The sequence below is a fragment of the Paenibacillus cucumis (ex Kampfer et al. 2016) genome, assembly GCF_019748695.1.
GTDB classification, from domain to species: domain Bacteria; phylum Bacillota; class Bacilli; order Paenibacillales; family Paenibacillaceae; genus Paenibacillus; species Paenibacillus polysaccharolyticus.
This window is the reverse complement of record NZ_JACLIC010000034.1, coordinates 1-14,009: the sequence shown is the minus strand read 5'-3', so window position 1 is coordinate 14,009 and position 14,009 is coordinate 1. Positions and strand designations below refer to the sequence as shown.

At 47.0% G+C, this 14,009-nt stretch carries 9 protein-coding genes; 5 read left to right on the top strand and 4 right to left on the bottom strand.

Annotated features, from left to right (window positions below; genetic code table 11):
• Positions 1-6: 6 nt before the first annotated feature.
• Complete coding sequence (locus tag H7T88_RS20105; RefSeq protein ID WP_090921519.1) at positions 7-630, bottom strand: acetate uptake transporter; 624 nt, start codon at positions 628-630, stop codon at positions 7-9.
• A gap of 477 nt (positions 631-1,107) precedes the next feature.
• Here H7T88_RS20105 and H7T88_RS29070 point away from each other — a divergent pair, with 477 nt between their 5' ends.
• Complete coding sequence (locus H7T88_RS29070) at positions 1,108-6,312, top strand: rhamnogalacturonan lyase family protein (RefSeq protein WP_221790011.1); 5,205 nt, start codon at positions 1,108-1,110, stop codon at positions 6,310-6,312.
• 424 nt (positions 6,313-6,736) lie between these two features.
• A complete protein-coding gene (locus H7T88_RS20095) occupies positions 6,737-6,913 on the top strand; it encodes an aspartyl-phosphate phosphatase Spo0E family protein (RefSeq protein WP_090921523.1) in 177 nt (58 codons plus the stop codon).
• A 185-nt stretch (positions 6,914-7,098) separates the two neighbouring features.
• Here the strand turns inward: H7T88_RS20095 and H7T88_RS20090 are convergent, their stop codons facing one another.
• On the bottom strand, positions 7,099-8,028 hold the full coding sequence (locus H7T88_RS20090) for a response regulator (RefSeq protein ID WP_090921525.1): 930 nt from the start codon (positions 8,026-8,028) through the stop codon (positions 7,099-7,101).
• A 426-nt stretch (positions 8,029-8,454) separates the two neighbouring features.
• Between H7T88_RS20090 and H7T88_RS20085 the strand changes: the two genes are divergently transcribed.
• Positions 8,455-9,891 (top strand): alanine/glycine:cation symporter family protein, encoded by a 1,437-nt coding sequence (locus tag H7T88_RS20085; protein WP_221790010.1) that lies wholly within the window; start codon positions 8,455-8,457, stop codon positions 9,889-9,891.
• Positions 9,892-10,089: 198 nt separating this feature from the next.
• On the opposite strand, the gene H7T88_RS29065 is transcribed toward H7T88_RS20085, so the two are convergent.
• Positions 10,090-10,929 carry a methyl-accepting chemotaxis protein gene (locus H7T88_RS29065; protein WP_423246149.1) on the bottom strand — a complete coding sequence of 280 codons (840 nt, stop codon included), beginning with the start codon at positions 10,927-10,929 and terminating at the stop codon, positions 10,090-10,092.
• 292 nt (positions 10,930-11,221) lie between these two features.
• On the opposite strand from H7T88_RS29065, the gene H7T88_RS20075 reads away from it, so the two are divergent.
• A complete protein-coding gene (locus tag H7T88_RS20075) occupies positions 11,222-11,914 on the top strand; it encodes a Crp/Fnr family transcriptional regulator (protein ID WP_090921529.1) in 693 nt (230 codons plus the stop codon).
• A 93-nt stretch (positions 11,915-12,007) separates the two neighbouring features.
• On the opposite strand, the gene pepT is transcribed toward H7T88_RS20075, so the two are convergent.
• Positions 12,008-13,246 (bottom strand): peptidase T, encoded by a 1,239-nt coding sequence (pepT, locus tag H7T88_RS20070; RefSeq protein ID WP_221790008.1) that lies wholly within the window; start codon positions 13,244-13,246, stop codon positions 12,008-12,010.
• Positions 13,247-13,583: 337 nt separating this feature from the next.
• On the opposite strand from pepT, the gene thmT reads away from it, so the two are divergent.
• On the top strand, positions 13,584-13,778 hold the full coding sequence (gene thmT, locus H7T88_RS20065; protein WP_221790007.1) for a 2-hydroxymuconate tautomerase: 195 nt from the start codon (positions 13,584-13,586) through the stop codon (positions 13,776-13,778).
• The last annotated feature ends 231 nt before the right edge of the window (positions 13,779-14,009 follow it).

The window sequence follows — 14,009 nt, the reverse complement described above, 5'->3', positions numbered from 1 at the left end:
TGTATATTAAGCCTTAGGTCTGAAAATACCGGACGGTTTGCCGATCGGCAGGAAAGTATAACCGAAGTGAGCATTCAGAACCGAAGCACCTGTACCATACAGGGACACAATGCCAATCGCCATCTCAGCGTATGCAGCGATCGTATGGAAGATATGTGGTGCTACGCCGAAAGCGTCAAAGGTCAGACCAAGGAACAAGAAATCGATCAGAATGAAAATGATAAGCAATACTTTATTGGCTTCAACAGCGCCAATCGTCATGAACAAGGTGAAGATCAGGTATCCGGCAAAAGCGAATCCAAGCTGCTTGCCATCGGTTTGCTCAGCGAGTGTAGAGCCGAACACACCCATTTTAATCATCCAGTTGGCACCCATGGCGAACCAGAAGAAGGCATAAGCGCCGAAAGCGGTGGTGCCGAAAGTGTTATTGCGTTTGGAATCCTGAATACATGCGAATAGTTGGGCGAAAGCACCCAGGAAGATCGCCCACGGAATAGCGTAGCTAAGTCCATCGGTAATGCCGAGTTTTTGGGAAGAAGCGACAAGGGTTACAATCGCAAGCCCAAATAATCCCATCGCGCTGGGATCGGCGTTTATGATTTTGACTTTAGTCTGTGACTCGGTTTGCATGGTGTTGATAAGCCTCCAATTAATATCAAATCTGAATCATAGGCCTGCGTAGGCCATTCTCGAAACTGCATGTTGGCATCCGCCGGACCCGGACACACATATCGCCCTATTGTAACCGAATGACCCGGTTATGGAAAGGGATATTATTACCTGAAACATCGGAAAACGGTTGCTTATGTGACAGTCAGTTGAATGGGGGGATAATATATCGGGTTTGTGGTGAAAAAAGACGGATAATTACATGTTATTTCCAGGACATTAACGTTAGTATCGAGGGGAAATCAAATCTGCAGTTCGGTGTGAGCCTGGAAGCGGCGGCATAAACTGCGGTGGGAAAGGGGGAGGTGGACGTGGAGTCAGAGAGGAACAGGGAGAGTTGTAAGAATCGTAGGAGGGTTGTACATCAACAAAATGCAAGCGCTTACTTTATTTAATTCAGCAGAAAAACATGTTGAAGAAACGAAAGGGTGGGTGTAGATGATTGCAAAACGGACGCGGCAACTCGGTTTAATTGTGCTGATATTCATATTTACGATTTCCAGCTTGGGATGGGGTGCATTCTATGGTACGACAGCAGTAAGTGCGGCAGCACCGGATTCAGCTGTTGATACTGGGGAAACAACCGTTTATCGATATGATTTTGGATCAGGAGTCGTGGCGGAGGGGTATACGGGTGTGGGAGCGGATGCCGTTTACACCTCGGAACGGGGATATGGTTTTGCGGATGCATCCAAGGTGACGGTGCAGGATCGTGGAACGAGTGATCCAATCAAGTCTGATTTTGCAACATTTGCTACAGGTGGACAATTCAACGTGGATTTGCCGAACGGTGACTATACTGTTTCGCTTGTTGCCGGGGATGCAGCCGGAGCTACAGAGATCGCCATCGATGTAGAAAGCATGAACAAGGTACAACTGAACAGCAAGGCGGCAGGCGAGTATCTGGAGATGAACTTTGACATCGCGATGGTGGATGGTCAGATGAATCTGGTATTCTCCGGTACCGCTGCGAATCTGAATGCATTGGTTATTACCAAGCAAGCTGAGCGTGATGCGGGAAGCAAACCTGTTCTGTATCTGGCAGGAGATTCCACGATGCAGACCTACAATCCGTATTGGGAGCCGCAAGCGGGCTGGGGGCAGATGTTTCCTTCCTTTTTTAACGATACCGTGGAGATCAAAAATCATTCCATTGGTGGACGCAGTTCCAAGTCGTTTATTTTCCAAGGGCGGCTGGATGAAATTCTGAGAGTAATCCGTCCAGGAGACTATCTATTTGTACAGTTCGGACATAATGATGCGACCATCAGTGTGCCTGACCGCTACGCTTCCCCGGCCGATTACAAAATCTATCTGAAAACCTACATAGACGGTGTGCGGCAACGGGGGGCAACGCCGATTCTGGTAACGCCGATGGGACGCAGGGACTTCAATGCAAGTACGGGTAAATTCAATGTTTCCTTCCCTGAATATGTTCAGGCAGCCAAAGAAGTAGCGTCCGAAAACAATGTGCTACTAATTGATCTGAGCAAACTCAGCATCGAATATTATGACTCGATTGGGCCTGAGGCTACACTGTCGGTGTTCCTGCATGTTGCACCGGGTATTTATCAGGCGTTCCCTAACGGAGTTGCTGACAATACGCATTTTCAGGAGTACGGTGCCATTCAGATCGCAAGAATGGTTGCTGGTGCGGTGCGTGAACTTGATATTCCACTGGCCGATGCCGTGAAAGATGCTGAAGTGCCTGCCGAGGTTCCAGTGAAGCCAAACGATCTGAAAGCTGGCAGTATCAGTAATGCCGGTGCTGTATTGAAATGGACAGCAGATGATGCAGCAGATATCTATAAAATCTATCGCAAGCTGTCTTCCGAGCCAGCATCTGCGTATACGCTAGCCGGAACAGCAACGGTTCCAACCATGAACTTATCTGGCCTTACCGAAGGTGAAACCTATACGGTACGTGTCACTGCCGTGAATGGTCGAGGCGAATCCGAGCCTTCGGACGAGGTGAGCTTCACCACGAAGTCGGCTGCATATCGATACGATTTTGGCCCCGTTGGCTCTCCAGTCGCGGAAGGTTATAACGAGGTGACAAGGAATACCTTATACACGCCGGAGCGGGGCTACGGCCTGACCTCTTCGGCGAATATGGCGGATCGGGATCGTGGCAATGCCACGGATGCGCTGCGCCGCGATTTTGTCATTTATTTTGGCGGAAGTTATGAATTCAAGGTGGATTTACCTAACGGCAGTTATTCCGTTAAGGCTTACATTGGAGACTGGATCGGCTCCGCACGAACGAATATCAATATCGAGGGCAAGGACCACGGGACCGTATCCTCGGGTGCCCAAAATATAGCTGAGAAGGTTATCAACGATGTTCAAGTGCAGGATGGCCAGATGAATCTGGTGTTCAGTGGACAGACCGCACATCTCAATGGATTGGAGATCACACCAACCTTTATGTCTCCATCCGGGCTTCAACTGAATGAACTCGATCTGAACAGTGATCCGATCCGTGCAGTGTTGTCGTGGGAGGCGGCTGCTGGAGATGTTCAGTACAAGGTCTATCGGCAATCTGCGGGAGCAACTAAATCAGAATTGCTCTCCACAGTTGATGAGCCAGCCTATACGGATAATCAGATTGAACTTGGCATGGATTATGTATACACGGTAACAGCGGTGGATCAGACGGGAACGGAATCGCTCGCGTCCAATGCGCTGAATGTATCTACGATTGATCCAAGTGTAACGAAAGCAGAAGCACCTACCGGGCTGGCGTTACAAGAGATCCGGAAAAACGATGTTTCTTTCACATGGCATGAAGCTGCTGGTGCACGATTTTACCAAATTTACCGTTCCAAAAGCCAGAATGGGCCTTATGAGATGATTGGTCGGACCAAGGAAACTTCGTTTAAGGATTCCACCATTCTCAGTACGGTTCCTTATTACTATAAAGTGGCCTCAGTGAATGCAGGTGGCGTATCCGAGCTGTCCAGCGTGCTTGAAACTCCGGTAGCTACAACGCTGAACCGGGCAATGGAGTATTTGGATCGTGCACCGGTTGCGGTGAAAACGGAGAAGGGAAACTACATTGGCTGGCGCATGCTGGGGCTGGATACGGATTCGATTGCTTTCAATCTGTATCGTGATGATGTGAAGCTGAACGCAGAGCCGCTGACGGGCAGCACGAACTATACGGATGCCGAAGGTACGGACAGTTCTAAATACCGTGTTACGACGGTAGAAAATGGAATAGAGAAGCCGGCGACGAAAGAGTTCGGTGTATGGCAGGAGCAATACCTGTCTGTGCCGCTGCAGAAACCTGCCGATGCGTATACCAAAGACGGGCAGCCGTATTCCTACTATGCAGGAGATGCCAGTGTCGGGGATGTCGATGGGGATGGCGAGTACGAGATCGTGCTCATGTGGTCGCCGAATAACGGTAAGGATAATTCTCAGGCCGGAATTACCGGCATTGTATATATGGATGCCTACAAGCTGGACGGAACCCGTCTCTGGCGGATCAATATGGGGCCGAATATTCGGGCAGGGGCACATTACTCACCGTTTCTGGTCTATGATTTTGATGGAGATGGCCGGGCTGAACTGATGATGAAGACCGCAGACGGAACCGTTGACGGACAAGGGAAAGTCATCGGGGATGCGAATGCAGATCATCGTAACAGCTCCGGTTATGTACTTCTGGGTGATGAGTTTCTAACCGTATTTGATGGAGAGACCGGGGCGGCACTGGATACAGTGAAGTATGATCCGCCACGCGGAGACGTTGCTGCATGGGGGGATGGATACGGAAACCGTGTAGACCGCTTCCTTGCGGCTGTTGCCTATCTGGACGGAGAGCATCCGAGTGCGATGTTTAGCCGCGGGTATTACACGCGTACAGTACTTGCTTCTTACAATTTTCAGGATGGTAAGCTCAGTCAGGTATGGCGTTTTGACTCGAACGATGAGGGTTACGGTTCCTATGCAGGTCAAGGGAATCACAACCTATCCGTAGGTGATGTGGACGGTGATGGCAAAGATGAGATTACATTCGGAGCAATGGCAATTGATGACGACGGTAAGCCACTTTACAACACAAGACTGGGACATGGAGATGCGATGCATCTGAGTGACCTTGATCCAACCCGTCCGGGGATGGAGGTATTCGGGGTACATGAGGACCGAAGCTCGAAATATGGCATGGAGATGAGAGATGCAGCCACAGGTGAAGTGCTTTGGGGAGTGTTTACGGGGATGGACACGGGGCGCGGTATGGCAGCTGATATCGATCCAAACTATCCGGGAGCTGAGGTATGGGCGGCTACGATTACCAATGAACAGCATATTCCGATTACCGGGCTGTATAGTGCCAAGGGAGAATTGATCACAACGAAGATTCCTTCCTCCACAAACTTTGGAATTTGGTGGGACGGCGATCTGTTGCGTGAACTGCAGGATGGTATTCGAATCGACAAGTGGGACTACGAGAATCAGACTACGGTTAACCTGCTGACAGCAACAGGAGCTGCTTCCAACAATGGAACCAAAGCCAATCCAAGCTTACAAGCTGATTTATTTGGCGACTGGCGTGAGGAAGTGATTTGGCGCAGTCAAGACAGCTCCGAGCTGCGGATCTATATCACAACCGATGAGACCGATGTTCGTCTTCGTACGTTGATGCATGATCCAGTCTATCGTCTTGGCGTAGCATGGCAAAATGTTGCTTATAACCAGCCTCCACACACAAGCTTTTATCTCGGTGCAGGCATGGAACAGCCGAAGGCTCCGAATATTCGCTATGTGGGTGGCCCGCAAGAGCCGGAAGACACCACACCTCCAGTCATTACAGGCATGCCAGCGGAGCAGATGAGCGAGGATGATGTGCTTCAAGTGAAGGTGAAGGCTGAAGACCCTGAATCGGGTATTACACATCTGGAGCTGACTTGGGATGGCGAGACTGTGCAGTCAGGGGATGAGATTGTGCTGGCTGGGCTTGTTGGTAAGCATATCTTTACAGCTCGTGCGGAGAATGGTGCGGGACTGATTGCTGAGACAACCGTTGAGATAACGGTGGTGGCTGGGGATCAGGTTACTGGTGCACCTGGAGTGCCTGTTCTATCTGACAATAACGGTCACGGAAACGGGCTTAGTGATGGAACCTACACGGTGACGATGAACATGTGGTGGGGGAACAATGGTACGGAGTATAAGCTGTATGAGAACGGAGAACTGCTAGATCGTCAGAAGTTATCTGCATCTACCCCTGCAGCGCAGAAGGCATCCACTTCCATTCAAGGTCGGGCCAATGGTACCTATATATATACGTGTGAGCTAACGAACGCAAAAGGTAAAACGGAATGTCAACCGCTCACGATAACCGTTCGCAATGCTGAACCATCTCAGCCGGAGCTATCCCACGACAATTGGGATGGAGATGGCAACTATACAATCACAATGAATATGTGGTGGGGCACGAATGCCACATCATACCGATTGTATGAGAATGGTACGGAGATTGACAGCCAGCCGTTGACGGCATCTTCTCCTCATGCGCAGACAGCCAAGGTTGAGATCAAAGATCGTGCCGTCGGTGATTATGAATATGTAGTGGAATGGGTCAATGATCATGGGAAGACAACAAGTGAAACAATACAAGTGAAAGTTACGAACTAATATTCCAAATTTAATAACAGATATCCAATGTATAAATATACGTCAGCATAACAGACAGGACAGCTTCATCCGACATGAATAAGAGATAACCGAGAGCATCTCTCCATTCTCAGAAGGACACCAACCATGGGGTTCGAGATTGGAGGGGTGCATTTTGGTTTATTTTTATAAAATACACAATTATGACACAAAGCCTTTTCGGGCGTGAAGAGTATAAACAAATGCTGCGTATAGAGTGGGAAGAATGTGACAACATGGCGTTACATCTGGTATTTTTCACCAATCTCTATTAGAATGAAATTAGCCCTTTCAAATTTTGGAGAAGCATACAAAACATCCATGTCTCCTATGCCATATGTTAATCCAACTATAGATTGACAGGAAACACTACAATGGAACACAAATGAAGGAGGTATCAGGGGCCATGGTTATGAGTTTGGATTTGAAAAACAAAATAGAAAAAGCCAGGCATAACCTTCATAAACTGGTGGAGCATAATAAGGGAAGGCTTGGACATCCTGAAGTCATTCGGCAGTCGATGGCACTAGATGAATTGATTAATGAGTATAATCGAGTATCCCGGAATCAGACACGCACGTGAAAGTGAACAGAACGGGAATGCAACTATATATTGCAACAATGTATCATGATATGAACTTGTATGGTTTGGGCGAACAGAGTAACACATCAACCCCAATCAAGGAAGGGCATGAAGATCGCCGTCAGGGCTAACCTCACATTACCGTGAGGGAGCTTTGGAGGTGGATCATTCATGCCCTTTTTGGTTTAATGAAGCATGCGCTTGGCTTCCAGGTACAACACCTGCACGAATTTTTTCGTATTGATGCGGGTTTGGGAAAGCGAGGGCTCCACGTTGTTTTGCAGTTCGAGCATTTTTTTGCGAATCTCTGTAAAATCAAAAAATTTAGAGGCGTAGTTCTCGAATTTTGGATGGGTATAGTCTGTCAATCCAAGAGACACCACATGACTTAGTGTCTGAAAAATGGCTCTGCGCACCCGCTGTTCCGATGCTTTCACCTCTTTGGTAATGTCTGCAGCCGATGCAGTCTCTCCTAGTTTACGCTGAGCTACTTGCTGGAAGATGTCTTTGAGCGAAGGGAAGGTGTAAGGTGATAGCTTATGTTCCTCCGTCTCTAGTTGTTCGAGATATTCCAGCATGTCCAGTAGATCTCGGCTGCCAGCCTCCCCGATCATGCCCATCTCGGACAACAGAAAATGACCTGTGGTAGTAATGGTTTTGTCCGGAGCCTGCACCTGCTTGCGCTCACCTGTCTGTAGACCCGTCAGTCCTTGCAGTGTACGCTGAATATCCGCTATAGACTGCTGCATCCGCAATCTCTCTTCCACAAGGCGAAGCACGGATAGAATCTCCAGCCGGTTAATCGGTTTCGTAATATAATACTCAATGCCTAAGGAGTAGGCTTCTCCAATCATATTTTTGGACTCAATCTGGGAGATCATCACGATCTTGCCTTTGAACTTTCCTTCAAGTGCACGTACGGTCTGTATCCCGTCTTGATGCGGCATCAGCAGATCGATTAGCAGGACATCCACCTTATGTAGTTCCAGCAATTCGGCATGAATATGGGCTCCATCCTCGGCTTCCCCGGCAATGTCACCCAATCCTTCATCTTCAATAATGTCCATTAGCATGGAACGCACGCTTGGATCATCATCCACGATAAAATAACGCAAATTGTTCACGTCCTTTCCAATTCATCACGGTATTTCCCTAAAAAAGCTTTATTTAAACGGCCGTTTGTCTCGCCATAAAATCCTGTTTTATTTTCATCATGCTTATCTCCGTATCCTGAGACATCTCTCCTATCATACTTCCCAAACGCAAATCTGCATAGAAGCTCACATGTAAGGTTAGATGACAATGACTGGATGAGAGAGGCGCATTTTCAAAAAAAATGTCCAGAAATCATGTAGGTATTTGTCTATTTCGGTAGATGCACTTGTAGTATAAGTAACATGCATCAGTCTGAACCTGTCGTTGTGTAAAATGTTGCAAATTTTCAGTTGTTTTAAGCACGGCACTCGGTCAGACACAGGGCTGGGATAAGAAACGAATGTAGTAGTCTTTTTTAATAATACATCATAATAAGGGGCGTATCGATGGAGCAAACAATACAAGATGTTGTCGTTCTTTTCAATGATTTTCTCTGGTCTAAACTGTTAATCATTCTGCTGGTCGTCTGCGGAGTCTATTTCACAACAAAAACGAAATTCATGCAATTCCGTATGATCGGTGATATGGTCAAGGTGCTCAGAGAGCCAAAGAGCAAGGAACCGGGTAAAATCTCCCCATTTCAAGCCTTCTGTATCAGTATGGCCGCACGTGTGGGTACGGGAAACATTACAGGGATCGCACTAGCTATAGCCCTTGGTGGACCTGGTGCTGTTTTCTGGATGTGGGTTATTGCGATCATCGGATCGGCTTCGAGCTTCGTCGAGAGCACACTGGCTCAGATCTACAAAGTTAAAGATAAAGGCGGATTCCGCGGAGGACCGGCCTATTATATGGAACGTGGGCTTGGAAAACGATGGATGGGGGTTCTTTTTGCTATCCTGATCACCCTTTCGTTCGGCTTAGTCTTTAACGCTGTACAGTCCAACACCATTACAGTGGCCTTCCAAAACTCCTTTGGAACAGATCGCTTAACGGTTGGCATTATTATGGCAGTTGTTTTTGCAGGTATCATTATGGGCGGGGTTAAACGGATCGCGAAAGCATCAGAATATATCGTGGTTGTGCTCGCAGTGCTGTATATTGGGGTGGCTGCATTTATCGTGCTCGCAAACATCACAGAACTTCCAGCCATGATTGCGTTGATTGTGAAAAATGCCTTCGGCGTCGAACAGGTCGCTGGCGGGACACTGGGTGCTGCGCTGATGAATGGTGTTAAACGTGGACTATTCTCGAATGAAGCCGGTATGGGTAGTGCGCCGAATGCTGCGGCAACGGCAGATACATCCCATCCGGTCAAACAAGGTCTGATCCAAGCCTTTGGTGTTTTGACAGATACACTAGTTATATGTACAAGTACGGCTATGATTATTTTGTTATCCGGGGTATATCAGGGTTCGGATCTAGGTGGTATTGAGCTGACTCAAGCTGCGCTCAGTGTACACATCGGTTCGTGGGCTTCAGGCTTCCTGGCGGTGATGGTATTTTTGTTTGCCTTCAGCACGTTGATTGGTAATTATTATTACGGTGAAACAAACATTGAATTCATTAAGTCTAACAAAGTTTGGCTCTGGGTGTATCGCGTTGCTGTCATTAGCATGGTGGTATTTGGTGCGGTAGCGAAGGTGCAACTAGTGTGGGATTTGGCTGACCTGTTCATGGGTCTGATGGTTGTCGTGAACTTGATTGCCATCTTGATGTTGTCCAAAGTCACCTTCGAAGCCTTGAAGGATTACAAGCGGCAGAAGGCAGAGGGACGTGATCCTGTATTCACTCGTGACCGGATACATATTCCGGGCGAGATTGAATGCTGGGAGTCGGAAGAGGAAGTAACAGGTGCAGGAAAGCTGGATGCAACAGGATAAGATTGTTTATGATTTAGATTGATGTCATCCTTGGCGCGTCCAAAGTGTCAACAAACGAATAAAGCTTGTTATAACGCACTATAAAACAGGACTTGGACTACCATGATGGCATTCCAAGTCCTGTTTATTACATACCTCAATCTATCAGTAAGGTTTTTATGCGGATCGTTCGTGTATGATTTGCTCTTATTTCTTATGTTACTTTTGGACGGAATAGCTGATCAGTTGTTCGGATAGAGCTTTCATGCGTGCACCCGTATCATTGAGCTTCTCGATGACATCGGTGAAGGATGCAACCAGATTTGCCTGTTCTTGCGAGGAGGCAGCGATCTGGGATACTTCAACCTCCATCTGCTGAATCACTTGTTGTACGTCTTTCAAGCTGGCATCAATATCGGTCGTTGCTTGTTTCGCATCAACGGAGAGTTTACGTACTTCGGATGCCACGACACCAAATCCGGCACCGGCTTCGCCTACACGGGCAGCTTCGATTGCAGCGTTCAAGCCAAGCAGGTTGGTTTGTTCGGAGATTTCACGAATGAAACCAGCAACCTTGTTAATTTGGGATGAGTTCTGTACAGCCAGTCGTGTGTTCTCCAAAATCTGCTCACTGGTAGCCTGCAATTCTTCGGCATGAGCTGCGACATGCTGCACCATGTCAACAAGGTTTGCATTGATGTCTTGATTCTCTTGGATGATATCCTCCAGTTGGTTCTGATTGGATTGGTCATAGGATACACAGAATACAGCCACAACGTTATTATTATCATCAAAGATGGGAACGTTCAGCGTATCCAGTTCTACTCCAAACACTTCTTTGGGCAATGTAGAGAGTGTGGCTTCCCGACCATTTTTCAGAACAGCGAAGTTTTGATAGGAATCGATAAGTTTCATGCCTTTTTCAAATCCAAGATTGAACTTCTCTGTCATAATCACATCTAATACTTTCTCGTGGTCATACACGGTCAAGCTTGCTGGCTCCCGCAGGATCAGGCTAATGTAAGGCAAGGATTTTAACAGTGCGTCAACAATGTTTATGTTACTCATGGAACTCAATCATCCTCTCAATATTTAAATGTAAAGTGAATTGGAAAATTTGCAGAACCTCTATTGTTCATCGGACAAAAATCGGATATCCTGAATGCTTGATTGCATGAAAATCGAACTATTTTCCAAATGATAATCCAACTTTTTCCCATGTGGTGCGTTTTCTTGGATATTAGTTCTAGTTGTAACTGTTTTTATGCCAATTATTCGTTGCTAATTTGATTGAAATATAGGACATGTGTCCACTTTGTATAGCAAGGAGATCACATTGGAGGTGGTTTGGATGAAGGAAGTGTTGAACTTTGAGCTTATGCGACAACTTGTCCGGGAGCATGGATTGGATCAGGTGTTGGACGAAACGTTAATTGCCGAGCTGCGTCTGCTTGAGGCGGAGAAGGGCGAGATTATTTGTGAAAAAGGAGAACGTCCTGAACGTTTATATTTTCTCGTTGAAGGTAAGCTAAAAATCTTCACAACACTGCCGAATGGCAAGTCACTGTTGCTCAGATTCAGTACACCACTCGCCCTTGTGGGTGACTTGGAGCTTGTGAATGGAAAAGAAGCGAACAATATCGTGCAGTCCGTGAATCGCAGTTTGTTACTCGCCATCAGCTACCGTGTCATTCAGAATACGTATGCCGAGAATCCGAAATTCCTCCATTTTATGCTGAGTCAGGTGACACACAAGCTGTACACGTTCTCGAATCTGTCGAGCCTGAACATGCTCTATCCTGTTGAAAGCAGATTTGCCAGCTATATGTTATCTACGGCTGATCAGGATACAGCTGCATCAGAGGAGATTCAGACATCCAAATTGACGGAACTTGCTGATTTGCTGGGTACCAGCTACAGGCATCTCAATCGGGTTATTCAGGACTTGTGCAGACGAGATATTATTCGCAAAGTGGGGCGTAAAATCGTCATTCAGAACGTGGAAGAACTACGAGAGATTGCAGGAGGGAATGTGTACGAGTGAAGTGATACTACAAAGAGCACCCTTCAACGAAGAAGGTGCTCTTTTGCGTTCTGTCTATTCTGTATGAATCAACCTTGATCCCGTCTGCTTCGATCAGACATTCCCGTGTTGCTCAAATAATTGTGCAATCTCCACAATAACCTGTGTGGCCTTGACCATATTATCTACCGATACATATTCGAACTTGCCGTGATAGTTTTCCCCACCTGTGAAGATATTCGGTGTTGGCATGCCCATGTAGGAGAGCTGGGAGCCGTCTGTTCCTCCCCGAATTGGACGAATGATAGGCTCGATACCCAGCTTGGTCATGGCTTCGTGCGCGATATCCACGATCTGGCGAACGGGCTCAATCTTTTCACGCATATTGTAGTACTGGTCGTTCATCTCCACCGTAACGCTTTTATCTCCATACTTCGCTTTCAGTTCGCCCGTAATGTTTAACAGGTTGGTTTTGCGTGCTTCAAACTTCTCCCGATCAAAATCACGAATAATATAGTGCATCTTCGTCAGCTCTACATCACCTTCCATCGCCAGCAAGTGGTAGAAGCCTTCGTAACCTTCGGTAGATTCCGGTGCTTCCTCTACAGGTAGCCGTCCGTTTAACTCCATTGCAATTTTGAGTGAATTCACCATTTTGCCTTTTGCCGTACCGGGATGCACATTCGTACCGCGTACCGTAATCTTGGCCCCTGCTGCGTTGAAACTCTCATACTCCAGTTCCCCCAGCGGCCCGCCGTCTACAGTGTAGGCGTATTTAGCACCAAAGGCAGCGACATCAAACTTGTGCGGCCCACGGCCGATCTCTTCATCGGGAGTAAAAGCAACCCGAATCTTGCCGTGTTTCACTTCCGGGTGCTCGATCAGGTATGCCATCGCCGTCATGATCTCGGCAATCCCTGCTTTATTATCTGCACCGAGCAACGTTGTACCATCGGTGGTAATCAGCGTATGTCCTTTGTACTCATGGAGTTCAGGGAAGTCCTTAGTGGACAAAATAACGTCCAGCTCCTGGTTCAGCACGAGATCAGAGCCATCATAGTTCTCGACAACCTGTGGTTTTACATTTTTACCGGTAAAGTCAGTAGCAGTGTCGAGATGGGCGAGGAATCCAATGACAGGCACATCCTTGTCCGTATTGGACGGAAGTGTTGCCATGACATAGCCATTCTCATCCATCGTGACTTCTTGCAGTCCGATGGAGGTACATTCTTCGACAAGAAGCTTGCCCAGCGCCAGTTGTCCGGGCGTGGATGGACAGGTGTCACTATTTTCATCGGATTGGGTATCCATTTGTACATATGTGCTGAGTCTCTGAATCAATATATCTTTCAAGTGAAATCGCTCCTTTATGGGTAATATATAGGTTGAATATGATCTGCCAGACTGTACAAGTGTAACGTTATCATTGGATCACATCACATTCAGGATATCAGGCACTCCAGAATGTCTTTGTGCTTTGCGGGATGGTGACATCTCCTTCAGCCTTTCAAAATGGAATCTTATTGGTAGGATATCCCTTTTGATGAGTTTGTAACGATATCATACCATGTTTTGATCTTATTTCGAGAAGGGTATTCTGCTGACGGGATGGAAGGGCACCAAAAAGTGCGTACTTGAATTTTTGAACCTCAGGTTCATAATAGCTATGAAGAAAGGATGTGTGTAGATCATGCCATTTATTACAGTGAAGATGCTGGAAGGCAAAACGAAGGAGCAGAAGCGCCAGTTGATCGAACGAATGACCGAGGTTGCTTGCGATACGCTGGGTTTGGAAGCGAGTAAGGTCTTTATTTTCATAGAGGATTTGGAGAAAGATAACTACGGTAAAAACGGGAAAATGTTCTCGGATCTGGAACCAAACTAATTAAGTTCAAGGAAAAGCAACGCAATGGTAGGGGTGTGCGTGATGTGAATGCTGCGACGAGCGCTAACGATCAGGAGGAGCCTTATTTAGGCGGATTTAGCCATTCCAATTTTCTAACGATCACCAGAAACGTTATTTGGCTTATTTTGCTTCAATGAGGACTGTTTTTTAGGTTTTTCGATGAAATAAGCTCACTGGAGATCGTTGCTATGAACGTTTTAGTCAAGCCCA

Bases quoted from the DNA above. Each gene is read 5' to 3' on its own strand.
- H7T88_RS20105 (WP_090921519.1), bottom strand. From the start codon at position 630: ATGCAAACCGAGTCACAGACTAAAGTCAAAATCATAAACGCCGATCCC.
- H7T88_RS29070 (WP_221790011.1), top strand. From the start codon at position 1,108: ATGATTGCAAAACGGACGCGGCAACTCGGTTTAATTGTGCTGATATTC.
- H7T88_RS20095 (WP_090921523.1), top strand. From the start codon at position 6,737: ATGGTTATGAGTTTGGATTTGAAAAACAAAATAGAAAAAGCCAGGCAT.
- H7T88_RS20085 (WP_221790010.1), top strand. From the start codon at position 8,455: ATGGAGCAAACAATACAAGATGTTGTCGTTCTTTTCAATGATTTTCTC.
- H7T88_RS20075 (WP_090921529.1), top strand. From the start codon at position 11,222: ATGAAGGAAGTGTTGAACTTTGAGCTTATGCGACAACTTGTCCGGGAG.
- thmT (WP_221790007.1), top strand. From the start codon at position 13,584: ATGCCATTTATTACAGTGAAGATGCTGGAAGGCAAAACGAAGGAGCAG.